Origin of the sequence: Enterobacter sp. Tr-810 (genome assembly GCF_011752765.1) — a bacterium.
In the GTDB taxonomy this organism is placed as follows: domain Bacteria; phylum Pseudomonadota; class Gammaproteobacteria; order Enterobacterales; family Enterobacteriaceae; genus Enterobacter; species Enterobacter soli.
On the sequence record NZ_VWWW01000001.1, the window covers coordinates 656,594 to 681,469 of the forward strand.

Sequence of the window (24,876 nt, forward strand, 5' to 3'; positions counted from 1 at the left end):
CCCGGTTTTTTTATCTGGAGGATGAATGACTGCCACGGACATCGTACTGGTTCTTTTTATTGCTGCCCTTCTGGCTTACGCCATTTATGATGAGTTCATCATGCCCCGCCGCCATGGCGAATCGTTGCTCACCATCGCTCTTCTGCGCCGTAACCGCATCGATGCCGTCATCTTTGTGGGTTTACTGGTCATTCTGATTTACAACAACACCATGAGTCACGGTGCATTATTAACCACATGGTTATTATGTGCGCTGGTATTAATGGCGATTTATTTGTTCTGGGTCCGCTCACCAAAGATCATCTTTAAAAGTCAGGGATTTTTCTTTGCCAATGTGTGGATAGAATATAACCGCATTAAAGAGATGAATTTATCGGAAGATGGTGTTCTGGTGATGCAATTAGAACAACGCCGCCTGCTTATTCGGGTCAAGAATATTGAAGACCTCGAAAAAATATACAAATTACTCATTAAAATTCAATAAGTTAAATTTATAGCACTGGCTATATATTGCGGTATTTTCACGCAAAGAATATAGCCTTAGCTATATTAAGAACCCCAAAAACACTTATATTCATTAACGATAACTTTACGCTTAAATCTAAATGAAAATCGTTATCAACTAGTTAATGGAATAATACTTTTCTGTTGTTGTTTTATATTCTAAAAATATGTTAAGGTTGCGCCCGTCGTTGGGGAGTAGCTGATTTCCTGTTTTCCAGGAAATGTACGTGTCAACATACTCGTTGAAAAACGTGGCGCGTACGGATCTTTCTGCACAGTTGCTGTGTACGAAAAGATCAGGCGAGACCATAGATACATTAACTGCTGTTTACTGGGGGCAGTGATGTGTCATATGGATATCTCCCGGTCTGGACGCTCTTATGAATATCTCTGCAACAATTCTTCTTGCCTTCGGCATGTCCATGGATGCTTTTGCAGCCTCCATTGGTAAAGGCGCCACTCTCCACAAACCAAAATTCTCAGAAGCGTTACGCACCGGTCTTATCTTTGGTGCCATCGAAACTCTGACGCCGCTTATTGGCTGGGGTCTGGGAATGCTTGCCAGTCAGTTCGTTCTGGAGTGGAACCACTGGATCGCCTTTGTTCTGCTGGTGTTCCTCGGCGGGCGAATGGTTATCGAAGGTTTTCGCGGCAACAGCGATGAAGATGAAGCGCCGCAGCATCGCCATGGTTTCTGGTTGCTGGTCACGACCGCTATCGCCACAAGTCTTGACGCGATGGCTGTAGGGGTAGGTCTGGCATTCCTTCAGGTGAACATCATCGCCACCGCTCTGGCGATTGGCTGTGCCACCCTGATTATGTCAACGCTCGGCATAATGGTTGGCCGCTTTATCGGCCCGCTGCTTGGTAAGCGAGCCGAAATTCTGGGCGGTATCGTGTTAATTGGGATTGGTGCCCAAATCCTGTGGGCACACTTCGCCGGTTAAACTTCGCGCTGCCAGCAGTGGATACTGAAATCCGTCTGGCAGCAAAACTCGTCCTGTTCCGCTAACGTTTCCCACACAGCCGGTTTCGCCCGCCACGCAAAAGGCGTCATTTGCAGCAAGGCTACCGCTTCATCCCCTTTGAGTTTCATCTCATACGCGACCGTCTGTTCCTGTTGCAGGCTAAAACCCGCCAGCTGTTCAGAATGCGGAGCATGTAAACGCACGTCATCGTAAATCAAACCTTTCATCTCCATCAGATGACGCGGGCCCGGCGTAACGGTAATCACCCAGCCACCGGGTTTTACGACCCGTGCCAGCTCTTCAGCTTTACAGGGCGCATAAATTCGCACCACGGCATCCATACTCGCATCCTCAAACGGCAGGCGATGGCTGGACGCTACGCAGAACGTCACCGACGAATAGCGCTTCGCCGCCGCGCGGATAGCCACTTTAGAAACATCCAGACCGTAAGTTTCAGCGCCTTTCTCGCGAGCCACATCTGCAAACAACGCCGTGTAGTACCCCTCACCACAGCCGATATCCAGAATAGCTGAAGGCGTCGATAGGTTGTTTCTCAGAAGCTGTGCAACGGCGTCTCTCAGGGACTGATAATGCCCGGCATCAAGAAACGCGCGGCGCGCCTGCATCATCTCTGCGCTGTCACCCGGGTCGCGCGAGCGCTTATGTTGCACCGGAAGAAGATTCACATAGCCCTCTTTCGCCATATCAAACTGGTGCCCTTGCGGGCAGGTAAAACTTTTCTCAGAACGCGTCAGGCGCACGTGGCAAAGTGGGCAACTGAAGGACATGGTGGCTCCGGGCAATCATAAAGGGCGAAAGTGTACCGCTATTCGCCCGGGTTATAAACGCCTGGCTAACGCATGACGATAAGGTGAGTGGAATCCGCCGCTAAACCATCAGGTTTGACGTTTTCAAGACGTAGCACGTTCCCCATGATCTCGCTGAAAACCGGTGCTGATACCGCCCCGCCGTAATAATCCCCGTTTTGCGGATCGTTAATCACCACCACTAGCGCAAAACGCGGCTGGCTGGCTGGCGCAACGCCTGCGGTGTAAGCCACGTATTTATCGACATATTTACCGTCATCGCCGATTTTTTTCGCCGTCCCGGTTTTCACTGCGACACGATAATCGCGTACCGCCGCCTTAATGCCACCGCCGCCCGGCAGCGCCACGCTTTCCATCATATGTTCGACTTCATGGGCTATCTCCTCAGACATCACCCTGTGCCCGATGACCGGAGGATCAATTCGGGTTATCGACAGAGGCCGCTCCAGGCCAAAGCTGCCGATGGTGGCGTAGACATGCGCCAGTTGCAGCGGCGTGACCATCAGCCCATAACCGAACGCGAAGGTGGCCCGGTCGAGCTGGCTCCAGAATTTACGCTGCGGCAGCAAGCCAGAGCTCTCCCCCGTTAAGCCAAGCCCGGTGTTCGTGCCAAAACCAAAGTTCTTATAGGTATCGAGCAATCGCTGGATCGGCATCGCCAGTGAGAGACGTGACACACCCGTGTCGCTCGATTTTTGCAGGATCCCGGTCATCGTCAGTTCCGGGTAATACCCCACATCACGGATGCGATGGCCATCAAGCATGTACGGATGGGTATCTATCACGCTGTCTGGCTGTACCAGACCTTGCTGTAATGCGGTCATCAGCACCAGAGGTTTGACGGTAGAGCCAGGTTCAAAGGTATCACTGATGGCGCGATTGCGAAAATCGTTCAGCGTTGCCCCATCGCGGTTGTTCGGGTTGAAATCAGGGAAACTCGCCATCGCCAGGATCTCGCCCGTCTGCACATTAATCAGTACGGAGGCGCCTGATTCGGCTTTATTCCACGCGACAGCGTTATCCAGCGCATCTTCCGTAATGGTTTGCAGACGCTCATCAATACTCAGCTGGATGTTGTGTGCTGGAACCGGCGCTATCTCTGTCAGATTTTCAACTACGCGGCCGTAGCGGTCTTCCCTCACCTGCCTGACGCCGGCTTTCCCCGAAAGTTGTGCGTTAAAGCTTTTCTCGACCCCTTCAATACCCTGCCCGTCAATATTCGTGAACCCTATCAGGTTGGCCGCCACATGACCGGCAGGATAAAAGCGCCGCGATTCATCGCGCAAATTGATGCCTGGCAGATTCAGTTTATCGATCCATTGTGCCTGGGAAGGGTCAACCTGACGGGCAAGATAGATAAAGCGTCCCTGCGGGGTGCTGTTAATTCGGGCAGAGAGTGTGCCAAGAGAGAGATGCAGCGCATTCGCCAGCGCCTGCCAGCGTTCGTCAAACCCCACTCCGCCTTTTGCCAGCACAGTTTTCGGGTCAGCCCAGACGGCTCTTACCGGTACACTGACGGCAAGCGGTCGATTTTCCCTGTCGACTATCATCCCGCGCGGTGCATCAATCGCCACCTCACGCAGCGAGCGCATATCTTCCTGCTTAACGAGATTGTCAGGTTTAATGATTTGCAACCAGGCAACACGGCCCAGTAAGAAAGCCAGACTACAAAAAATAGCAAGACACAGCAGCGCAAAACGAGCCGGGGTGAAGTTTCCGGCTGTCGTTATCGTTTTCTTTTTCACCTGAACCCCAGGTCCGTTGAACAACGCCCTGATTTAACGGGAAAAGGCTGGCTGACGCGGTGAAAACAATGCTAATAACCTCGTAGCTTTGCAACAAGTTGCTAACAAGGCGTTCATTCGTAATATTTTGAAAGATAAAGCAATAAAAAAGCCCCGCATAAGCGAGGCTTTATATCTGAGATCGAAGCGTAGAAGCACTTCAGTCAGCAGTGGTTCGATCAGATAGCAGTTACGTTAACTGCAGCTGGGCCTTTCTGGCCGTCCTGAATTTCGAACTCAACGTTCTGGCCTTCAGCCAGAGTTTTGAAGCCGTTACCCTGGATTGCAGAGAAGTGTACGAACACATCTTTGCTGCCGTCAGCAGGAGTAATGAAACCAAAACCTTTAGACTCGTTGAACCACTTAACTTGACCTTTAATCTTTGCCATTTGCAAAATTCCTTAGAGTGTTTTCTTAGCCCGCAGGCATTGACTTAGATAAAACTGAGACATTACTGCTTGAGGCACTAATATAAGGTTCGGCAGAGAAGCGGTATTCAACGACAACGTGTTTACTCAGGACTTCTTTACTGAAAATGCCACACATAAACAGAACTGTACCTCGTTTGACCCAAAACGTGTTATCACACACAACGTTAATTATGGCAAGCCATTTTTAAACGTGTCTCGATCCGCCGCACAAATTCTGGCGCTGCCTCGCAACCTTCTGCACAATTATGCGCAATGTTTGCGGCCAGCATTACCAGCCTGAACTGCCTTAACGATGTTTTCACAACCGCTGTAATCTAAGACTTTTTTATCTTAGCTCAACCACTTCGGTGCGTCCAACGCCGGGCAACAGAATCCTCCATGCAATGATTGAGTTAGAACAAATTGTGAAAAGTTATGCTTAAATCATTGCAACGTACCGGTACCGTTGTAATGAAAATACGTTGTTAATAAACCCGCCCAAATTGTATTAAAATTCACCGCTTAATAAATATCGTTATGCACCAAAATAATGAAATTTTTATGACTCTGCCTCAAAAGAAGGCAAGCAAAACGTTTCGATAAAAATAAAACTCTCGTTGATTGATTAAAATACAGAATATATGCAACACATCAGCGCTGCGTTTAGAAGGGTAAATATTCACCAATTTTCAGTGTCCTGAATGAATCATTAACTGGTGCTAAATTAGCGAGCGCCTGATTTAACTCCTGCACAGGTTCTTCCAGCGATTCATCCCCCAGTTCAAACACGCCCCAGTGAATAGGAAATGCCAGCGGCGCACCCAGTTGTTGCCATAAGGCAACGGCGGATTGTGGGTCCATATGATGTACGGACATGAACCAGCGTGGTGCATACGCGCCAACCGGCAATGCGGCAGCGTCAATCTTGCCAAGGCGTTCGGGGATAGTGAGCAGCTCTGGCGTATACCCCGTATCACCGCTGAACCAGAAGCGATGATAACGGCTTTCAAACACCCAGCCACACCAGAGAGAGCGATTTCGGTTCCATGGCGTGCGCATACTCCAGTGCTGCGCGGGTACAGCCGTCAGCGTCATACCCTGCCAGCTGATGCTCTGCCACCAGTCGAGTTCAGTCACATTTCTTGCCCCCCGACGACGAAACCAGCTCGCCAGGCCTAATGGCACAAACACGTGCAGATCGGGGAAACGACGCAACAGATGACGAACGGTGGCAGCATCAAGGTGATCATAGTGATTATGGGAAATGACCAGAGCATCAAGCTGCGGGAGTTTATCGACAGAGATAGCCGGGGGCGTTTTACGCTCGGGCCCAACAAAAGGTAACGGCGAGGCACGTCGGGAAAAAACGGGGTCAGTCAGGATATAATTCCCGTCCATACGCAACAACATACTGGCATGGCCCAGCCACCATACGCCATCTTCAGGTAATGCGTTAAGGGTTACAGGCTGCCACCACTGGTTGAGAAAGGCTTCATAGCCCAATGCGGGAGGTTTAGGCAACCCGGCGGATTTCCGCTCTTTTCGCCAGCGATCAACATCGCCCTGCTGATGGCCAGCGGGGAGAGTATTACGAAAACCAGCGGGGGTGTGATGCTTCAGGGAGGGGTCATACCAGGGATTTTTCCAGACCACAGCCACCTCCCGTGAATCACAGATTAACGTTCAGCCACCAGGCGAATAAAATCGTCGTCTTCTTCTTTATCTTCAACAACCGCTTCTTTTGCTTCTTCTTTCTCTTCTGGCTCGTTGGCTTCGCACAGACGGCGCAGTAAGGCATTCTGTCGTTTCTGCTGATCGAGCAACGCTTCCAGTAACTCAATTTGCTCGTTCGTGCGAGAACTGGCACGGTTTACGAAGAACCACAGAACCAAACCCACAACCAGAATAACCAATGAGACAACCAGGGACGCCATACTCAGCAGCCCTGAATTCAGTAACTCACCCATTTCACCACCTCAATAAAAACGTCTATTTTACCACTGGCGCGAAGGAAGGAAATCACCTTGAGAAAAAATGCGTCTTACCACGGAATAAACTTATTGATTGCACAAACGCCACTGAAGAACTGTACATCCTGATCGCACATCACATTGATAGTCTGCGTCCATAGCACCACGCACGCTATCAGCACGATAACCAGAATTACCCAGCGTATTTTTTTCACTCCACACTCCGTCTTATGACCTGATGCAACCAGGTTAGCATGGCTATCTTAAACAGGGGCTAACTGTACTGTCATCAAGTCCTTTTCGGAATAGTGCACTTGTTTCATTGCGTAAACCCGTTACGCTTAAAGGCATGACAACTAACAAAAAGAGGCAATGATGCATTTAATCATTCGCACCATTATTGCACTGGCCATTATCTGGATTGGCCTGTTATTAACTGGATACGGTGTACTTGTGGGAAGTACAGAAAATGCGGCGGGCTTAGGCATTCAGTGTAAGTATGTGACCGCTCGTGGGGTAAGCACGGCACAATACCTGCATTCAGATAGCGGTTTCATTGGGTTAACCAACTGCCCGGTGCTGCGCAAGATGACGGTCGTTATCGATAACGGCTAATACCGCAATGGGAATTCACAAAAAACGCCGCGATTACGCGGCGTTTTTTTATCTTAGCCGGGATTAAAACGGATACTCGTTATAACCCATCTGCTCAGAGATTTTGCGCGCCGCGGTATGCAGCATCGCCACATACTCGTGCAGACGCTCCTCAGAGAAACGTAGCGTCGGGAACGAAATACTCAGACCGGCAATCACCACACCGAAGCGATCAAACACCGGCACACCGATGCAACGCAAACCTTCTTCCTGCTCTTCGTTATCTTCGCCGTAACCCTGCTCGCGAACCTTATCGAGAACCGTTAACAGCTCGTCAGTGCTGGTGATGGTTCGCTCGGTACTGCGTTTGTATTCCACGCCTTCGAGGATCTGGGTCACTTCTTCGCGGTCGCGCCAGGCCAGCAGCACTTTACCGATTGCGGTACTGTACAGCGGGTTACGACGACCAATGCGCGAATACATGCGCAGGTTGTACATGGAGTCAATTTTGTGGATGTAAACAATGCTGTCTTCATCCAGCGCGCCCAGGTGAACCGTCTCTTTGGTTAAACGAGACAATTCACGCATCTGGATATCGGCGCTGCGAATCAGATCGACGTTCTGGAGTGCGCGGGCACCCAGTTCGAACAGTTTCAGCGTCAGAGAATATTTTTCAGATTCGCCTTCCTGTGCGACATACCCTAAAGACTTCATGGTTTGCAAAAAGCGATAAACGGTGCTTTTCGACATCATCACACGCTGCGACAACTCTGTAATACCAATTTCACGCTCTTCTCCGAGCGCCTGTAAGATGCCAAACACCTTCAGCACGGAAGAAACAGAATCTGGCTGCTTATCCAAATCCGCAATTGCCATTTATCACCTCATGGAGAGTGTTTTATAAAAATCAGAACCGGTTTTTATTATAAATTCCTGTCATGCTACCTGCAATCAATCCGCGTTTACTTCGTTACAAATCTGCGACATAAAACAGAATTAACAATGCTAAAATAGTTACTCTGAGAATAATTTCACGTTGAGCTTTTCATTCCCAATGGAAAAAAATCCTTCTGATGGGCTGCCCTTACCCCAGCGGTACGGCGCCATTGCCACCATTATTATCGGTATTTCGATGGCCGTCCTTGACGGTGCAATTGCTAACGTTGCCCTGCCAACCATCGCCAGCGACCTTCATGCCTCACCCGCCAGTTCTATCTGGATTGTGAATGCGTACCAGATAGCGATCGTGGTTTCTTTGCTTTCGCTCTCTTTCCTCGGCGATATGTTTGGCTACCGTCGGGTCTATCAGTGTGGTCTGGTGGTCTTTACGCTGACGTCTCTTTTCTGCGCCCTGTCGGATTCTCTGCATACCCTGACGCTCGCCCGTATCGCCCAGGGGTTTGGCGGCGCGGCACTGATGAGCGTGAATACGGCTCTGATACGCCTTATCTACCCGCAGCGCCATCTGGGGCGCGGCATGGGGATAAACTCCTTTATTGTCGCGGTCTCCTCGGCAGCCGGGCCAACCATTGCCGCCGCAATCCTCTCCGTTGCGTCGTGGCAGTGGCTTTTTGCCATCAACGTGCCGCTGGGCATCATTGCTATCGTTTTTGCCCTGCGTTACCTCCCGGCAAATGGGCCGAAAAGCACTATGCCGAAATTCGATTTACCCAGTGCGGTGATGAATGCGCTGACCTTCGGTCTGCTGATCACCGCTCTGAGTGGGTTTGCGCAAGGTCAGTCCATCACCTTAATCGCCGCAGAAATCGCCGCGATGCTGGTTATCGGGTTCTTCTTTGTCCGCCGCCAGTTGTCTTTACCCGTTCCCCTGCTGCCGGTTGATCTGTTACGCATTCCACTGTTTTCACTCTCAATTGGTACGTCAATCTGTTCGTTCTGTGCGCAGATGCTGGCACTGGTTTCTCTGCCCTTCTTCTTACAAAGCGTGATTGGCCGTACTGAGGTGGAGACGGGGCTGTTGTTAACCCCATGGCCGCTTGCCACCATGGTGATGGCACCGCTGGCAGGTTATTTGATTGAGCGGGTTCATGCCGGGCTGCTGGGTGCGCTTGGTCTGGTGGTGATGGCGACAGGGCTATTCGCTCTGGCACTGCTCCCCTCTTCGCCTTCTGACCTGGATATTATCTGGCGAATGATTCTCTGCGGCGCCGGGTTTGGTCTGTTCCAGTCACCGAACAACCACACTATTATCACTTCCGCTCCACGCCATCGCAGCGGTGGTGCCAGCGGAATGCTGGGTACGGCGCGTTTACTGGGGCAAAGTACCGGGGCTGCACTGGTTGCTCTGATGTTCAACCTTGCCGGTCAGAATGGTACGCACGTGGCACTGTTTACCGCCGGGACGCTGGCAACCATTGCCGCGATTATCAGCGGGCTTCGCGTCACTCAGCCTGGCGTTCAGGCATAAAAAAGCCGGGCGGAGTGACTCCTGCCCGGCTCTTCATCACACAGCGTTACTTCAGGTATTCCCCACTACGCAGTGCTTCGATACGTTTATCCAGCGGTGGGTGAGACATAAACAGCTCACTCAGCGATTTCGATTTACCGTTGATGCAGAATGCCATCATGCTGGTTGCTTCCTGCGGCTCGTAGCTTGTTTTCAGACGCTGCAACGCGGCAATCATCTTCTCGCGCCCTACCAGTTTCGCAGAGCCTGCATCCGCGTGGAATTCACGGTGACGGGAGAACCACATGGTAATGATGCTTGCCAGAATACCGAACACCAGCTCCAGCACCATCGACACAGCGAAATAGATCAGCGGGTTACCGTTGCTCTCTTCGCCCTCGTCACGGTTGCCACTCATAAAGCCTGCGGCAATCTGCGCCAGGATGCGCGAAATAAAGATAACAAAGGTGTTCACCACGCCCTGAATCAGGGTCATGGTCACCATGTCACCGTTGGCAATATGGCTAATCTCGTGAGCGATAACCGCTTCGGCTTCATCACGGCTCATGTTCTGCAACAGACCGGTGCTGACCGCAACCAGGGACGCATCGCGGCGCGCCCCCGTGGCGAACGCATTGATGTCCGGTGCATGGTAAATGGCGACCTGTGGCATGGCGATACCCGCCTGTTGCGACTGCTGCGCAACGGTGTTCATCAGCCACCGTTCCATATCGTTACGTGGCTGCTCAATGACCTCACCACCCACCGATTTCAGTGCCATCCACTTCGACATCAGCAGAGAAACGAAGGAGCCACCAAAACCAAATAGCAGCGCCATAATCAAAAGGCCCTGAACGCTGCTCGACTGAATTCCTGTCAGGCTTAGCACGAGCCCGAATACCACCATAACCGCCAGGTTGGTGAGCAGGAAGAGCGCGATTCGCATCATAATTTTCTTTTAACCTCAGTTTAACAAAGCGCACTATGCGATTACCCACATCGTATGGGTATTGCGGCTATTTTCAAGGATTCGACGGGCGTAAGTCACCAGAAAGACACAACTTTACACAATTGGAAAGCTGATTGACGGGAGGATGCAGAACTAAAAAGAACAGGCACAATTACTTGTGCCTGTCTGGGGGTTATTTTGCCGGTGCGGGTTGCACGGCTGGCTTGTCTTTTTCAAGATTCGCCAGGTCGAGAGCGATATGTACCGTCTCGTCCAGATACGGATCTGGCTCCTGGTAATCTTTAGGCAGATCGTCCAGTTTTTTCAGCAGCGGTTTGCCTTCACGTTTGAAGCGATCGTTGATACGCGCCAGACGGGTTGCATCATCTTCCGTGTTCTCTTTCTCACGCTGGGCGTAGTTAAGAGAAGCAATGTTCCGTTTATCTTTCATGGCATTGAAACGCGCAATGTCTTTCATGATGTACTGGAACTCAGGATCTTTCGCAATGCGTTCGTTATGATCTTTCAGCAGTTCAGGACCAAACTGGGTCATGTCACCGGATTTCACATAAGTCGCGGCATTGATGCTATCCCACGGCAGTGCGTTATCTTCAAACTTCTCGCCGGTTTCTGTCTCTTCCGTACCCGTAGGCATCATGATATCCGGCGTGACGCCTTTACGCTGCGTACTGCCGCCATTCACACGGTAGAACTTCTGAATGGTGTACTGTACGGAGCCCAGCGCTGGCCATTCAGGGCGCAGCATCTGATCGTAAATACGGTTCAGAGAACGGTATTGCTGAACAGTGCCTTTACCGAAGGTAGGCTCACCCACAATCAGCGCACGGCCATAATCCTGCATTGCAGCAGCAAAGATTTCAGAGGCTGAAGCACTGAAGCGATCGACCAACACCACCAGCGGGCCTTTGTAATAAACCACGCCATCGGTATCAGAGTCTTCACGCACTTTACCGTTGTTATCGCGAACCTGGACCACCGGACCAGACGGAATGAACAACCCGGAAAGTGAGACGGCTTCAGTCAATGCACCACCACCGTTGCTACGCAGGTCGATGATAATGCTGCTGACGTTTTGCTTTTCCAGTTTCTGCAACTGTACTTTTACGTCATCCGTCAGGCCAACGTAGAAGCCAGGAATATCCAGAACACCGACCTTCTCTTTACCCACGGTTTTGACCGACATTTTCACCGCGCGGTCTTCCAGACGGATACGTTCGCGGGTCAGGGTAACGATACGGGTTTTGGTGCCTTTACCGGCAGGTAGGATTTCCAGGCGAACTTTGCTGCCTTTTGGTCCTTTGATGAGCGCGACAACGTCATCCAGACGCCAGCCGATGACATCAACCATGCTCTGACCTGTCTGACCAACACCGACAATGCGATCGCCAACGCTAATCGCTTTGCTCTTGGATGCAGGGCCACCCGCCACCATGGAGTTGATTACCGTGTAATCGTCGTCCATTTGCAGCACCGCACCAATACCTTCCAGAGACAGGCTCATTTCAGTATTGAACTGTTCGGTATTACGTGGGGAAAGGTAGTTAGTATGCGGATCGATTTCGTGGGCAAACGCGGTCATTGCCAGTGAGAACACATCTTCACTGTTGGTTTGCGCCAGACGACGAATGGCCGATTTATAACGACGCGTCAGCGTGTCACGGATCTCTTTTTCGTCTTTGCCGGCGAGCTTAAGGCTTAGCTCGTCATATTTTACTTTTCCGTCCCACAGCGCATTCAGCTCGGCTTCGTCTTTCGGCCATGGAGATTTGCTGCGATCCAGATTAAAGGTGTCGTTACCGGTGAAGTCCATCGGACGTTCCAGCACTTTCAGTGCGTACTGGTAACGTTCAAAACGGCGCTTCTGTGCCAGGTTATACAGGTCGTAGAACAGATCCAGCTTACCGGAGCGCAGTTCATCGCCCACGTCGGCCTTACGTTTTGCGAACTGTTCAACATCGCTGGCCAACAGCACGTTATGGCTGTAGTCCAGCAAGTTTAAATAGCGGTCGAAGATTTTGGCCGAAAAGGCCTGATCGAGATCGAACTGACGATAGTGCGATCGAGTAAAGCGTGACGTCACACGTTCACTCACCGTCGCGTGCTGAGTCTCTTCCTTTAAAACCGGAATTTGATCAACACGCGTAATATCGTCCACTGCGAAGGCGTGACCTGTTATGGCAAACAGGCCCGCCAGCGCGGTGAGCTTAAAAAAAGTGTTCATGCCAGGCTTGGCCTCCGTTTCAGAACAACAAGTGTTCTGCGCGTACAATCATTGACATACCAGAAGTCAGCTGTACCCGAACGCCATCTTTGGTGATTTCCAGTACGGTGGCGTCCATCGCATTGTTACCCGCTTTAACCTTCAGAGCCTGACCTACGCTCAGAGCGTTGATATCAGAAACTGGGGTGTGGCGCGGCTCTTCACGAGGCGCACGCGGAGCTTTCGCTGCTGCTGGTTTGTCAGTACGCGGTTTGCGATCGTTATTATCATTGCGACGTGGTGCAGGACGCGGTTTGCGCTCACGACGAGGCGCTTCTTCCTGACCGTTTGCCGCTGCGGCTTCGCGTTTTTTCGCTTGCTGCTCAGCACGTTGTGCCTGAACACGGGCTTTCGCTTCTTCCAGCTGCTTGCGTGCGTGCTCTACGTGCTGCTCGTCCAGCTCACCGCAAGGGTTGCCGTCGAGATCGACACGCGTCGCGCCCGCTTTGATACCGTACAGGTAACGCCAGCTCGAAGTATAAAGACGTAAGGCAGAACGCAGCTGAGTTTTGCTGAGATTCATCTCACCTTCAACGCGTGCTACCAAATCCTGAAAAATACCGACTTTCAGGGGACGAGCTTCACCTTCAGCGCTAAAGCACTGTGGGAAACGCTCGGCCAGAAATGCGATAACTTCTTTACTGCTATTCAACTTAGGTTGATTTTCCATGAAATTTCCTGATTACAACGGACGTTGCCAACAAGCGCAGGCATGAACAGGCGACATTATAATGACGCCATCAGTAAATGCTACGTTATCCGTTGATTATCCTGCGACGCTCGCAAAGAATTTTTGATAATCGGTAGCTGCTAACACCTTTTCAAGATGTGCGACCAGCTCGCGCAGCCCCTGCTCATCCTCGGTTGTGAAGCGGCTGAAGACCGTACTGTCGATGTCCAGAACGCCAATAATCTGATTTTTCACCACCAGCGGAAGGACGATTTCAGAATTACTGGCCGCATCACATGCAATATGTCCGTCAAAGGCGTGAACATCTTCTACACGCTGAACCTGGTTTGTTGCAACCGCAGTGCCGCATACGCCGCGCCCCACAGGAATACGCACACAGGCGATTTTCCCCTGGAATGGCCCGAGCACCAGCGTTTTATCTTCAAGAAGATAAAAACCGGCCCAGTTAACGTCGGAAAGACGTTCAAACAGCAACGCACTTGTATTTGCCAGAGTGGCTAAAAAGCTGGTTTCACCTGCCATTAATGCCTGGAAGTCGCGGTTGAGATCCGCGTAGAATTCTGTTTTGTTCATTATTCAATCACTTGGTTGTCTTACAAAATTACCGCATAGCCTATTAAAATAAGCATTAAATGCGCTCATGCTCAAGATGAATCAGTTCATGAGTTAATATAACCTTCAACAATACTTATCTGTGCGCGACTGATGGCTCTAAAAACACCCAAAATTACGCCGACAAAAAAGATAACAGTTCATACGGTAAGCGATGCGCTGCCTCGTGCACATTATCAGCGTTGCCCTCAGTGCGATACGCTTTTTATGTTGCCGAAGATGAAATCGCACCAAAGTGCATTTTGCCCTCGCTGCGATGCAAAAATCCGCAGTGGTCGCGACTGGTCATTAACCCGGCTCGCGGCAATGGCGGTGACCATGCTGATGCTGATGCCTTTCGCCTGGAGCGAGCCGCTGCTCAAGCTCTATCTGCTTGGCGTGCGCATTGATGCCAACGTGTTGCAAGGTATCTGGCAAATGACCCGTCAGGGCGATCCATTGACGGCAGCGATGGTGTTATTTTGTACCGTTGGTGCACCACTGGTATTGGTCGCGGCCATTGCTTACCTGTGGTTTGGCAACATTCTGGGGATGAACCTGCGCCCTGTGCTGCTGATGCTGGAGAAGCTCAAAGAGTGGGTAATGCTCGATATCTATCTTGTCGGCGTTGGCGTTGCCTCTATTAAGGTACAGGACTATGCATTTTTGCAGCCAGGCATTGGCCTAGTGGCATTTCTCTCGCTGGTGTTGCTCAGTATTCTGACGCTTATCCATCTCAACGTTGAGCAACTCTGGGAACGGTTTTATCCCCAGCGCCCTGCCACGCGCCCCGATAACAACCTGCGCGTGTGCCTGGGCTGCCACTACACCGGCCTGCCCGACGCCCGTGGGCGCTGCAAGCGCTGCCATATCCCGTTAAGATTGCGCCGCAACAATAGCCTGCAAAAATGCTGGGCGGCGCTGATCGCCTCGGTGGTATTCCTGATACCTGCGAACATGCTTCCAATTTCAATCATTTATGTTAACGGGGGGCGACAGGAAGATACTATCCTCTCGGGTATTATCTCGCTGGGTCACAGCAACGTTGCCGTGGCTTCCATCGTATTCATCGCCAGTATTCTGGTGCCGTTTACTAAAGTCGTAGTGATGTTTACGTTGCTTATCAGCATTCACTTTAAATGTGAGCAAGGGTTACGCACACGTATCCTGCTCCTGCGGCTGGTCACGTGGATTGGTCGCTGGTCGATGTTGGATCTGTTCGTGATTTCGTTGATGATGTCGCTCATCAATCGCGATCAGTTACTTGCTTTTACAATGGGACCCGCAGCTTTTTACTTCGGCTCTGCGGTGATATTGACTATTCTTGCAGTGGAATGGCTGGATAGCCGCTTACTTTGGGATGCACATGAGTCAGGAAACGCCCGCTTCGCCGACTGAAGCGAGAATTAAAACAAAACGCCGCATTTCGCCATTCTGGTTGCTGCCGATCATCGCACTGATGATCGCTGGCTGGCTCGTCTGGACGAGCTACGAAGATCGCGGTAATACCATCACCATAGATTTCCAGTCTGCGGACGGTATTGTCGCCGGGCGAACACCTGTCCGCTTCCAGGGTGTAGAAGTGGGCACAGTTCAGGATATTACGCTGGGCAAAGGTCTGAATAATATTCAGGTCCGCGCCAGTATTAAATCCGATATGCAGGATGCTCTGCGCAGTGAAACACAGTTCTGGCTGGTTACGCCAAAAGCCTCACTGGCCGGCGTATCAGGTCTGGATGCGCTGGTGGGCGGGAACTATATCGGCATGATGCCCGGTAAAGGCGAACCCCAGGATCACTTCACCGCGCTGGACACCCAGCCCAAATACCGTCTCAATAACGGTGATTTGATGATTCACCTGCAATCCCCGGATTTGGGTTCGCTGAACAGTGGCTCACTGGTTTATTTCCGTAAAATCCCAGTCGGGCGTGTCTACGATTACACGATCAACCCGAACAAACAGGGAGTGACTATTGACGTCCTGATCGAGCGCCGTTTCACCAATCTGGTCAAAAAAGGTAGCCGCTTCTGGAATGTTTCTGGCGTGGACGCAGATCTGAGTCTCAGCGGAGCTAAAGTAAAACTTGAGAGCCTGGCGGCTCTGGTCAATGGTGCCATCGCCTTCGACTCCCCTGACAACTCCAGCGCCGCAACGGCAGACGACACCTTCGGGCTGTATGCCGACCTGGCCCACAGCCAGCGTGGCGTTCTCGTCAAACTCGCCCTGCCGGATGGTAAAGGTCTGAAAGCCGGCTCCACGCCGCTGATGTATCAGGGCTTGCAGGTGGGTCAGCTTACCAAAATGACGCTTAATCCTGGCGGCTCGGTTACCGGAGAGATGACCGTCGACCCTGGCGTGGTCGACCTCTTGCGTGAAAAAACGCGTATTGAAATGCGTAATCCGAAGCTATCCCTGAGCGATGCGAACATCAGTAGCCTGTTGACCGGCAGCACCTTTGAGTTAATCCCCGGTGACGGCGAGCCTGTCAGCAGTTTTGTTATCGCCCCGGCAGATAAATCACTGCTGCAACAGCCTGGTGTGATCACTGTGACGCTGAATGCCCCGGAAAGCTACGGTATCGAAGCGGGCCAGCCGTTGATCTTACACGGCGTTCAGGTCGGCCAGGTGCTGGAGCGTAAACTCACGGAACAGGGCGTGACCTTCTCCGCTGCCGTCGAACCGCAGTATCGTGACTTGCTGCATGGCGACAGCAAATTTGTGGTTAACAGCCGTGTCGATGTAAAAGTCGGTCTGGACGGTGTGGAGTTTCTTGGTGCCAGCGCCAGCGAATGGATCAACGGCGGTATCCGAGTTCTGCCGGGTGCGAAGGGTCCTCTGCGCGACAGTTATCCGCTGTATGCCAATCTCGATAAGGCGATTGAAAACAGCCTGAGTGATTTACCCACCACCACACTGACGCTCAGCGCGGAAACCCTGCCTGATGTGCAGGCGGGTTCGGTGGTGCTCTACCGTAAGTTTGACGTGGGTGAAGTGATTACCGTGCGCCCGCGTGCGGATGCCTTTGATATCGAATTGCATATCAAACCGGAATACCGCCATCTGCTGACCCCGAATAGCGTCTTCTGGGCGGAAGGTGGCGCGAAAGTGCAGCTCAATGGCAGCGGTTTAACCGTTCAGGCCTCCCCGCTCTCCCGGGCCTTGCGTGGGGCGATCAGCTTCGACAACCTCAGCGGTGCAGGTGCGAACCTGCGTAAAGGCGATAAACGTATTCTCTTCCCGTCAGAAACGGCAGCACGCGCGGTCGGTGGGCAGATAACGCTTCATGCATTCGATGCGGGCAAGCTGGCGGAGGGAATGCCCATTCGCTATCTGGGTATCGACATCGGGCAGATCCAGAAGTTAACGCTTATCACCGCGCGTAACGAAGTGCAGGCAACTGCCGTGCTGTATCCGGAGTATGTGCAGACCTTCGCCAGAACAGGCAGCCGGTTCTCGGTGGTTACACCGCAAATTTCTGCCGCGGGTGTTGAGCATCTGGATACTATTCTGCAACCGTATATCAACGTCGAACCCGGTCGTGGCAATGCCCGTCGTGACTTTGAACTTCAGGAAGCCACCATCACCGACTCCCGTTATCTTGACGGCCTGAGCATTGTGGTTGAAGTGCCGGAAGCGGGCTCCCTGAATATCGGGACGCCGGTACTGTTCCGCGGTATTGAAGTGGGTACCGTTACCGGCCTGACGCTCGGAACATTGTCTGACCGAGTGATGGTAGCCCTCAGGATCAGCGAACGTTACCAGCATCTGGTGCGGAACAACTCGGTATTCTGGCTGGCCTCCGGGTATTCGCTGGACTTTGGTCTGACGGGAGGCGTGGTGAAAACCGGGACCTTCAACCAGTTCATCCGCGGTGGTATCGCCTTCGCCACACCGCCTGGCACGCCTCTTGCGCCAAAAGCGCAGCCGGATAAACACTTCCTGCTGCTGGAGAGCGAACCAAAAGAGTGGCGTGAGTGGGGAACCGCGTTACCGCGTTAATCTCAGGGCTCCGGTGTCAACGCGCCGGAGCCTTTATGTTACACTGCGCACTTGAATGATTCCCTGTGGTGTGCCCGTGGCTCAAAACTCCGTATTTCTTCCTGAACAATTCCTGGCGCAGATGCGCGAGGCGCTTCCTTCTCATCTCTCCTTTGACGATTTTATCGCGGCCTGCCAGCGCCCGTTGCGCCGCAGCATCCGCGTGAATACGTTGAAAATCAGCGTGCCCGATTTTCTGGCACTGGTGTCGCCCTACAACTGGCAGCTGACGCCCATCCCCTGGTGTGAAGAAGGTTTCTGGATTGAGCGTGATGACGAAGAAGCTCTGCCGCTGGGCAGCACCGCCGAACATCTGAGCGGGCTGTTTTATATTCAGGAAGCCAGTTCCATGCTGCCGGTAGCAGCACTGTTCGCCGACGGCAATACGCCTGAGCGGGTGATGGATGTCGCCGCCGCGCCTGGGTCAAAAACCACCCAGATTGCCGCACGCATGGGTAACCACGGGGCAATCCTCGCTAACGAATTCTCCGCCAGTCGCGTCAAAGTGCTGCACGCCAATATCAGCCGCTGCGGTATCCACAACGTTGCCCTTACGCATTTTGATGGCCGCGTGTTTGGCGCGGCATTACCTGAAGCATTCGATGCCATTTTGCTGGATGCACCCTGCTCCGGTGAAGGTGTGGTACGTAAAGACCCCGATGCGCTTAAGAACTGGTCCGTTGAAAGTAATCTGGATATTGCCGCCACGCAGCGTGAACTTATCGACAGCGCATTCCATGCATTGCGCCCTGGCGGCACGCTGGTCTACTCCACCTGCACATTAAACCGCGACGAAAACGAAGACGTCTGCCTGTGGCTCAAGGCGCAATATCCGGATGCCGTCGAATTTCTGCCGCTTGGCGAGCTGTTTTCTTCGGCAACAGAGGCACTGACCCCTGAAGGTTTCCTGCATGTCTTCCCGCAAATTTACGACTGCGAAGGGTTCTTCGTCGCCCGTCTGCGTAAAACCTCCGCAATCGCACCGCTGCCCGCTCCAAAATTCAAAGTCGGCAATTTCCCCTTCACCCCGATAAAAGGTCGTGAAGCGGCACAGGCCGAAGAGGCCGCGCGCAAGGCCGGGATTTCCTGGGATGAGAGCCTGCGCCTCTGGATGCGTGATAAAGAGATTTGGCTTTTCCCGGTCAACATTGAGCCGCTGATCGGCAAAGTTCGTTTCTCGCGCATTGGTATTCGCCTTGCAGAGGTACATAACAAAGGCTATCGCTGGCAACATGAAGCGGTGATTGCGCTTGCCGGTGAGGCAAACACCTTTGCCCTGACGCATCAGGAAGCCGAAGAGTGGTATCGCGGCCGGGATGTTTATCCTGAAAATACGCCAGCATCTGACGAAGTGGTCGTCACCCATCAGGGATATCCGATAGGGCTGGCGAAGAAGGTGGGCTCACGCCTGAAAAACAGCTACCCGCGCGAACTGGTGCGCGATGGCCGCCTGTTTACCGGTAACGATCGCACTGCCTGAAAAAAGCGCACTTTTTTACTGGCGATTTTGCTCCCCCTGGCTACTCTAAAATCTGGGTGACCGACTGGTCATACCAGATTTTTAGCACAAACCCCGGAGAGCATTATGACGAAAACCAGCGTGCGTATTGGCGCTTTTGAAATCGACGATGCAGAATTGCGCGGCGAAACACAAGGCGACCGAACGTTAAGTATTCCCTGCAAATCCGACCCGGATTTATGTATGCAACTGGATGCCTGGGATGCCGATATCAGCATTCCTGCAATTCTTGATGGCGAACACTCTGTTCTTTACCGTGAGCACTACGATCGTAATTCCGATGCCTGGGTCATGCGGCTTGTCTGACCTAAAGAGAACCCGCCCGAAGGCGGGTTATTTATGCGTTACTGTAACTGCGCCAGCGTAAAATACCCGTCAAAGACTGCACCGGTATCGATATAGTGCAGGTTATTAAAATCATAGCGTTTATCGAGTGGCGTATGCCCAAACCAGAAGTGATCCGCACCGCGAATCCCCTGCCCTTTACCCGCCATAAACCCCATTAAGCGATTACGGTCCCACAAGACCCGCTGCTCGCTGACGGGTTTGTTCCAGGCATACTCTTCTGAGGGGTAGTCTGCATGGGCAATTACGTTGAGACCGTTTGCACAGGTGATTTCAATAATCAGCGGTAACTTTCGACACTCCTCAAGCAGCGCCAGCGCCCGTTTTTGCTCCCCGCTCTCAAGCCTGGCAAACCATATGCCGCCATTCATCGTCCAGAGTGCGAAATCATTATCCTGAAGGCTATCGAGAGCCATTTGTTCATGATTACCCCGTACCGCGCGAAACCATTTTTCGTTCATTAGAGCGAGGCAACTGACACTGTCCGGCCCACGGTCGATTAAATCCCCAACTGAGATGAGTAGATCCTCATAGGGATTAAAATGCCGACGTTTAAGTTCGTCCATAAGCCATTGATAGCAACCATGTATATCGCTGACAACCCAGACATGACGCCACTGTGAACCATCGATTCGTTGATACATAACGCCTCCTCAAAGGAGTATAGTCGCAACATAAAAGTCCATACGGAGCGGCCAGGGTGATGTACCTTTTCATAAAGCTAAACAAACAGTAAACTAAGGACAAATAAATCTCTCACCAGTATTAATCCACTTTTGCATGCCCCCTAAAATATGCAATGCATAAAATCTGAGGTTCTCACGTGTCAAATTCGCGCCTGCAAAACGATGTAGCACATTCTCATCGCGCAACTATTATTTCCGATCTGGTGAAAGGTAAACTCGTCCCAGGCCCAATCTGGCAAAAACGCGAGTATCGACTGAAGTTTCTTCTGCGCTCGCTGCTGTTCTGGTCTTCAACTCACCGGATGCTGGAAGCGCTGTCTCGTCGTGACGATTTTGATCAGCTTCTGGCCTCACAAATCACCTTGCCGAGCAAAACTCACCGTCAGTATCTGATGCGCGGCATGAATGCCAACGATCGTGCTGAAGCCATCGTCAGCCACTATGAGTGGATCGATTCACTGAAAGACGCCAGCCTGGTCAAGGCCTTAACGGGCCCGCAGGAACAGTCGATTGTTGAATTTCATGCTAAAGAAGGCGTCAGTTATAACGTCAACGCCATGAATGCCAGCAAAGCGGAACGTGAGGGTGAATGTACGTTGTGGCTGCGTGATAACGAAAATACCCTGCTCGCGAGCCTGACGTTCTGTGTTGCCCGTGAAAACGGCCAGCCGGTGCTGGTGATTGGCGGTCTGCAAGGCCCGCGTCGCAGCGTGTCTCGTGACGTGATTAAACAAGCCACCCGCGCCTGTCATGGCCTGTTCCCGAAACGCGTACTGATGGAAGTGCTGTTCCAGCTGGCAACACTTTCCGGCATCAAAGCCATTTACGCCGTCAGCGATGAAGGCCACATCTTCCGTGCATTGCGTTATCGTCTGAGCAAAGGCCGCCATTTCCACGCCAGCTACGATGAGTTCTGGGAGTCTATCGACGGCAAAAAACTGTCCACCTTCCGCTGGCAGTTACCTTTGCAGATGGAACGTAAATCCCTGGAAGAGATTGCCAGTAAAAAACGTGCTGAATACCGCCGCCGTTTTGAACTGCTCGACGAAATTGAAGCGTCAGTAAAATCACGCTTTTAAGCCTGAAACGGGTATAAACCCGGTGCAGGATATGCCGCTTTCGGGCGGCATTTTTGTATCGCCCTCGCCCCACATCCATTCACCAGATCGCTCAAACACGAAAATGTAACAATGACAAAAATACCTGGACGAACGCGGTGCAGAGTATGTTATGGTTTAGACAGGATATGGAAAATTCGAGAAGTTTTCAGGTGGTTCCGGGTTAACACCGGTAATCACTTTGAAAAAACAAGCACATAAAAAGAGACCGAATACGATTCCTGTATTCGGTCCAGGGAAATGGCTCTTGGGAGAGAGCCGTGCGCTAAAAGTTGGCATTAATGCAGGCTAAAATCGCCTTGCCTTTTAAGAATAGATGAGAGCGCCAGGTTTTCCAGTCCACGGTAAAAGTGGCCTGAAAAAAAGCGCATCGCCATCATAAAAACTAAAAAAACCGCAGAGCTCTCGCAAGCGCCTGCGGTTTTTTATTGGAAACCAGAATGCTAGCAGAGCTTGTCGGCTCGCTCGATAAACGGTGCCAGGCTCATTTTGTGGCCGGGATTTGCCGGATCATCAATCTGGATCACGCTGATGGGTTTCCCGCTGCTTTTGCCGCTGGCGACCTGTTGCTCCGCAATATCATTAAGCGGGTATTGCACCAGAGTGCTTGGGTTAATGGCATACAGAGCATGACCAGGACGGCAGGTCAGCATCACCTCTTCACGATCGAACGCCCATTTCTCTTTACCCACTTCAAAACGGCTGACCGTGATCACCTGCTGCGCCGCCAGTGCATTTCCGGCGCTGGCCAGCAGTAAGAGCGAAAGTAGTGTCTTTTTCATATGTTTTAACCTTCTCAGAAGGGTTCCCAGGTGGCGAAAAGACTGACCGTTGCCAGCACCAGCGCCCCCAGCACAACCTCTGCCTGTGTCATCCTGATAAAAATCTGTTGTTCTCGTCCGGCATCCGGTCGAAATCGTGGAACCAGAAAATACCGATTCGTCAGCGCAATTACCACCATCATTGCCACCAGCGCACATTTGAACAACAAAAGTTGTCCGTAGCGCGTGTCCCAGGGAACATTTAGGCCAAGGATAAACAGCGCATTGATTACCCCGGTAAAAATGACGCCTGCCACCGCATAATGTCCCACGCAGGAAAAACGCATCATGGTGTAGATGGCGGCAACGTGCCAACGGCCTTTGGCCAGCTGCATACAAAACAGCAGTGGCAGCAATCCGCCGAGCCAGGTTGCAGCGCACAGCAGGTGCACTGCATGGTTCACACGCTGCACGCCTCCGGCAATGCCTTCATTCATCGCAGCGTGTCCGACGCCCGCCAGCAGGAAAAATTGCCCCATCGCCAGCAACAGTAATCGCGCCCCTTTCTGCGGCGCAATCCAGGCAGTTGCGGTGGTGATTAATGCCAGAATTATCTGCCACATCCAGACGCTACCATACTGCGTCGAGGCCACCGTACTCCAGATCTCCGGGCGCCACACGTCACTCCAGCCATTACCCATCAACCCACCCTGAAGACCAAACATCAGGAGCGCCGACAGAAGGCTAACTACTGCCATGACTTTTTGCTGTTGCTGAAAACGCCGCGTCATTAGCCGGTGCAGCGAAAAAGGCGCGAGCCATGCGCTGTACAACGCATTGCCGAAAATCAGCATCAGCGCGCCGAAGTGGATAAAACGCAGAACAACGTAGCTTAACGCCAACATGTTATTTCACGCTGAAACGATAGCTGCCTTTGGTTTTGTGGCCATCCACAGAAACCACATGCCATTCGACGAGATACGTCCCCGTCGCCAGCGTTTGGTCTAAGGGCACAATCAGCTGCGTTTTGTCTTTCTCATCACGCTTAACCGCGCCTGTTTTGACCGTTTGCTGCTGCTCCCCTGTCACGGTTACTCCGCTGAAAGCAGGTTCAATGCCCTCTGAAAAATGTAGGGTTAACGCCTGTGGTGCCGTTGCGACCACGGCGTCTGCCGCCGGGGTTTGCTGTTTAAGATGCGCGTGCGCCAGGACAGAAGGTGTTGCCACCGAAGCAATCAGAAAGGTTAACGCGCAAACCGCGCGGGTCGAGGAAAAAACCATCGCAATCATTCCTTTTTGTTATGTCTACATGACAGAGGATAACTCTGTATAATAAACGAGTCGAGGATCATCCTGCGCCTGCTTGTCAACGCCGTGCAATCGCGGTAACGTTGCCGCCGCAAAAAAAAGGAGAAGGAAATGAAGATCAATCTGGCCGCCCTTCCTCAGGACGAGATGGACAAAGTGAATGTCGATCTCGCTGCCGCTGGCGTGGCATTTAAAGAGCGTTACAACATGCCTATCGTGGCCGAAGTTGTCGAACGTGAACAGCCTGCACACCTGCGCGACTGGTTCCGCGAGCGCCTCATTGCCCACCGTCTTGCCTCAGTTAATCTTTCGCGTTTACCCTACGAACCTAAAGTTAAGTAACCTTAACGACGTGATACATTTCCTTACACGGATTATGGCAGGATAAGAAAACCCTGATGTTTTAAGGTGTATTCTTAAAGTCTGCGACTCTGTGTATAAGGATGTCACGATGTCACGATGGAATATTGCTGCCGCTCAGTATGCCCGCCAGCATCACTGCGTGGATGCGCACGTTGAGCACCATTTACGCTTCATTGCCGAAGCCGCACGACAGCAGTGCGATTTGCTGGTTTTCCCTGAGCTTTCGTTAACCGGCCCGGGTGATGAGGTTCTGCCAGCCCCACCCAGCGATCGCCAGCTGGAGCCTCTTCTTCGGGCTAGCCAAATATACCGTATTACCGTTATCGCCGGGATCACGCTGGAAAACCAGGGTCAGCGCCAGAAAGGACTAGCCCTGTTTAGCCCGTGCTGCGATACCGCTCTGCGTTATCCGCAGGGAAGCAGCGCGAGCCTTACCCGCGATGATACGCAACTCACGATCATAGACACCCACTCTGACACGCCAAACCTCGACCCACTGGCCGCATTATTAACCAGCAGCCAGGATGTAGGCGATCACCGCTGGCGTCAGTCTATTAGTACCTTACAGCGATTTGCCCACAAATATTCGATTGCCGTGTTGATGGCGAATGCCCGCAACGGCAGCGCGCTGTGGGATGAAAGAGGACAACTCATCGTCCGGGCTGATAAAGGTGAGCTGTTATTGACTGGCTCCCGGGGAAGACAGGGTTGGCAAGGCGATATCATTCCTTTAGGCTAAGCGTTTTAGGGTCAGGAGCGAT

The 24,876-nt window shown here is 52.1% G+C and carries 26 protein-coding genes and 1 pseudogene; 11 read left to right on the plus strand and 16 right to left on the minus strand.

Annotated features, from left to right (window positions below):
- Positions 1 to 25 precede the first annotated feature (25 nt).
- The gene (locus tag F3J30_RS03160; RefSeq protein ID WP_166715796.1) at positions 26 to 484 is read left to right on the plus strand and encodes a DUF986 family protein; all 459 of its coding nucleotides are present in this window, start codon (positions 26 to 28) and stop codon (positions 482 to 484) included.
- 400 nt (positions 485 to 884) lie between these two features.
- Entirely contained in the window at positions 885 to 1,451 is a 567-nt protein-coding gene (gene mntP, locus F3J30_RS03165) for a manganese efflux pump MntP (RefSeq protein WP_014070655.1), read from the plus strand.
- On the opposite strand, the gene rlmA is transcribed toward mntP, so the two are convergent.
- From rlmA to mgrB, 7 genes and pseudogenes are all read right to left on the minus strand, one after another.
- On the minus strand, positions 1,448 to 2,260 hold the full coding sequence (gene rlmA / locus F3J30_RS03170) for a 23S rRNA (guanine(745)-N(1))-methyltransferase (RefSeq protein ID WP_166715798.1): 813 nt from the start codon (positions 2,258 to 2,260) through the stop codon (positions 1,448 to 1,450). The two genes, mntP and rlmA, sit on opposite strands and share 4 nt — an antisense overlap.
- A 65-nt stretch (positions 2,261 to 2,325) precedes the next feature.
- Positions 2,326 to 4,044, minus strand: a complete 1,719-nt coding sequence (gene ftsI, locus F3J30_RS03175) for a peptidoglycan glycosyltransferase FtsI (protein WP_166715801.1) — start codon at positions 4,042 to 4,044, stop codon at positions 2,326 to 2,328.
- A 218-nt stretch (positions 4,045 to 4,262) separates the two neighbouring features.
- Positions 4,263 to 4,472, minus strand: a complete 210-nt coding sequence (cspE, locus tag F3J30_RS03180; RefSeq protein WP_001062678.1) for a transcription antiterminator/RNA stability regulator CspE — start codon at positions 4,470 to 4,472, stop codon at positions 4,263 to 4,265.
- A 12-nt stretch (positions 4,473 to 4,484) separates the two neighbouring features.
- Positions 4,485 to 4,629: pseudogene (locus F3J30_RS03185) on the minus strand (DUF2627 domain-containing protein).
- A gap of 527 nt (positions 4,630 to 5,156) precedes the next feature.
- Complete coding sequence (locus F3J30_RS03190) at positions 5,157 to 6,146, minus strand: MBL fold metallo-hydrolase (RefSeq protein WP_166715803.1); 990 nt, start codon at positions 6,144 to 6,146, stop codon at positions 5,157 to 5,159.
- Between the two features lie 23 nt (positions 6,147 to 6,169).
- Positions 6,170 to 6,460, minus strand: coding sequence for a YebO family protein (locus F3J30_RS03195; RefSeq protein ID WP_166715805.1), 291 nt, complete (start codon positions 6,458 to 6,460; stop codon positions 6,170 to 6,172).
- A gap of 74 nt (positions 6,461 to 6,534) precedes the next feature.
- Positions 6,535 to 6,678, minus strand: coding sequence for a PhoP/PhoQ regulator MgrB (mgrB, locus tag F3J30_RS03200; protein WP_013096124.1), 144 nt, complete (start codon positions 6,676 to 6,678; stop codon positions 6,535 to 6,537).
- A 160-nt stretch (positions 6,679 to 6,838) separates the two neighbouring features.
- Between mgrB and F3J30_RS03205 the strand changes: the two genes are divergently transcribed.
- Positions 6,839 to 7,078 carry a YobH family protein gene (locus F3J30_RS03205; protein ID WP_014070660.1) on the plus strand — a complete coding sequence of 80 codons (240 nt, stop codon included), beginning with the start codon at positions 6,839 to 6,841 and terminating at the stop codon, positions 7,076 to 7,078.
- Positions 7,079 to 7,141: 63 nt separating this feature from the next.
- On the opposite strand, the gene kdgR is transcribed toward F3J30_RS03205, so the two are convergent.
- A complete protein-coding gene (gene kdgR, locus F3J30_RS03210; protein WP_014070661.1) occupies positions 7,142 to 7,933 on the minus strand; it encodes a DNA-binding transcriptional regulator KdgR in 792 nt (263 codons plus the stop codon).
- A gap of 178 nt (positions 7,934 to 8,111) precedes the next feature.
- Between kdgR and F3J30_RS03215 the strand changes: the two genes are divergently transcribed.
- Positions 8,112 to 9,485 (plus strand): MFS transporter, encoded by a 1,374-nt coding sequence (locus F3J30_RS03215; RefSeq protein ID WP_014070662.1) that lies wholly within the window; start codon positions 8,112 to 8,114, stop codon positions 9,483 to 9,485.
- 46 nt (positions 9,486 to 9,531) lie between these two features.
- On the opposite strand, the gene htpX is transcribed toward F3J30_RS03215, so the two are convergent.
- From htpX to F3J30_RS03235, 4 genes are all read right to left on the minus strand, one after another.
- Complete coding sequence (gene htpX / locus F3J30_RS03220; RefSeq protein WP_166715807.1) at positions 9,532 to 10,413, minus strand: protease HtpX; 882 nt, start codon at positions 10,411 to 10,413, stop codon at positions 9,532 to 9,534.
- 193 nt (positions 10,414 to 10,606) lie between these two features.
- Positions 10,607 to 12,655, minus strand: coding sequence for a carboxy terminal-processing peptidase (gene prc, locus F3J30_RS03225; protein ID WP_014070664.1), 2,049 nt, complete (start codon positions 12,653 to 12,655; stop codon positions 10,607 to 10,609).
- 19 nt (positions 12,656 to 12,674) lie between these two features.
- On the minus strand, positions 12,675 to 13,364 hold the full coding sequence (proQ, locus tag F3J30_RS03230; RefSeq protein ID WP_014070665.1) for an RNA chaperone ProQ: 690 nt from the start codon (positions 13,362 to 13,364) through the stop codon (positions 12,675 to 12,677).
- A gap of 96 nt (positions 13,365 to 13,460) precedes the next feature.
- Positions 13,461 to 13,958 carry a GAF domain-containing protein gene (locus tag F3J30_RS03235; protein ID WP_166715810.1) on the minus strand — a complete coding sequence of 166 codons (498 nt, stop codon included), beginning with the start codon at positions 13,956 to 13,958 and terminating at the stop codon, positions 13,461 to 13,463.
- A gap of 132 nt (positions 13,959 to 14,090) precedes the next feature.
- Here F3J30_RS03235 and yebS point away from each other — a divergent pair, with 132 nt between their 5' ends.
- The 4 genes from yebS (at position 14,091) to F3J30_RS03255 (ending at position 19,840) form a co-directional block, all read left to right on the plus strand.
- Positions 14,091 to 15,374 (plus strand): membrane integrity lipid transport subunit YebS, encoded by a 1,284-nt coding sequence (gene yebS, locus F3J30_RS03240; protein WP_014070667.1) that lies wholly within the window; start codon positions 14,091 to 14,093, stop codon positions 15,372 to 15,374.
- The gene (locus tag F3J30_RS03245) at positions 15,343 to 17,976 is read left to right on the plus strand and encodes a PqiB family protein (RefSeq protein ID WP_166715812.1); all 2,634 of its coding nucleotides are present in this window, start codon (positions 15,343 to 15,345) and stop codon (positions 17,974 to 17,976) included. The genes yebS and F3J30_RS03245 overlap by 32 nt, the downstream gene beginning before the upstream one ends.
- A 76-nt stretch (positions 17,977 to 18,052) precedes the next feature.
- The gene (gene rsmF / locus F3J30_RS03250) at positions 18,053 to 19,495 is read left to right on the plus strand and encodes a 16S rRNA (cytosine(1407)-C(5))-methyltransferase RsmF (RefSeq protein WP_348771110.1); all 1,443 of its coding nucleotides are present in this window, start codon (positions 18,053 to 18,055) and stop codon (positions 19,493 to 19,495) included.
- 105 nt (positions 19,496 to 19,600) lie between these two features.
- A complete protein-coding gene (locus F3J30_RS03255; RefSeq protein ID WP_014070670.1) occupies positions 19,601 to 19,840 on the plus strand; it encodes a YebV family protein in 240 nt (79 codons plus the stop codon).
- A gap of 38 nt (positions 19,841 to 19,878) precedes the next feature.
- Here F3J30_RS03255 and pphA read toward each other — a convergent pair whose 3' ends face one another.
- Positions 19,879 to 20,523: a protein-serine/threonine phosphatase gene (gene pphA / locus F3J30_RS03260; RefSeq protein ID WP_166715816.1), complete on the minus strand. Its 645-nt coding sequence runs from the start codon at positions 20,521 to 20,523 to the stop codon at positions 19,879 to 19,881.
- Positions 20,524 to 20,702: 179 nt separating this feature from the next.
- On the opposite strand from pphA, the gene F3J30_RS03265 reads away from it, so the two are divergent.
- Entirely contained in the window at positions 20,703 to 21,644 is a 942-nt protein-coding gene (locus F3J30_RS03265; RefSeq protein WP_014070672.1) for a VirK/YbjX family protein, read from the plus strand.
- A 482-nt stretch (positions 21,645 to 22,126) separates the two neighbouring features.
- Here the strand turns inward: F3J30_RS03265 and F3J30_RS03270 are convergent, their stop codons facing one another.
- Genes F3J30_RS03270 through yobA form a run of 3 tightly spaced genes read right to left on the minus strand, consistent with a single transcriptional unit; the run spans position 22,127 to position 23,725 of the window.
- Entirely contained in the window at positions 22,127 to 22,465 is a 339-nt protein-coding gene (locus F3J30_RS03270; RefSeq protein ID WP_014070673.1) for a YebY family protein, read from the minus strand.
- 14 nt (positions 22,466 to 22,479) lie between these two features.
- Positions 22,480 to 23,349, minus strand: a complete 870-nt coding sequence (gene copD, locus F3J30_RS03275; protein WP_166715818.1) for a copper homeostasis membrane protein CopD — start codon at positions 23,347 to 23,349, stop codon at positions 22,480 to 22,482.
- 1 nt (position 23,350) lies between these two features.
- A complete protein-coding gene (yobA, locus tag F3J30_RS03280; RefSeq protein WP_166715820.1) occupies positions 23,351 to 23,725 on the minus strand; it encodes a CopC domain-containing protein YobA in 375 nt (124 codons plus the stop codon).
- 138 nt (positions 23,726 to 23,863) lie between these two features.
- On the opposite strand from yobA, the gene F3J30_RS03285 reads away from it, so the two are divergent.
- Positions 23,864 to 24,094, plus strand: a complete 231-nt coding sequence (locus F3J30_RS03285; RefSeq protein ID WP_013096102.1) for a DNA polymerase III subunit theta — start codon at positions 23,864 to 23,866, stop codon at positions 24,092 to 24,094.
- Positions 24,095 to 24,203: 109 nt separating this feature from the next.
- A complete protein-coding gene (locus F3J30_RS03290) occupies positions 24,204 to 24,854 on the plus strand; it encodes a carbon-nitrogen hydrolase family protein (RefSeq protein WP_166715822.1) in 651 nt (216 codons plus the stop codon).
- Positions 24,855 to 24,876 lie beyond the last annotated feature (22 nt).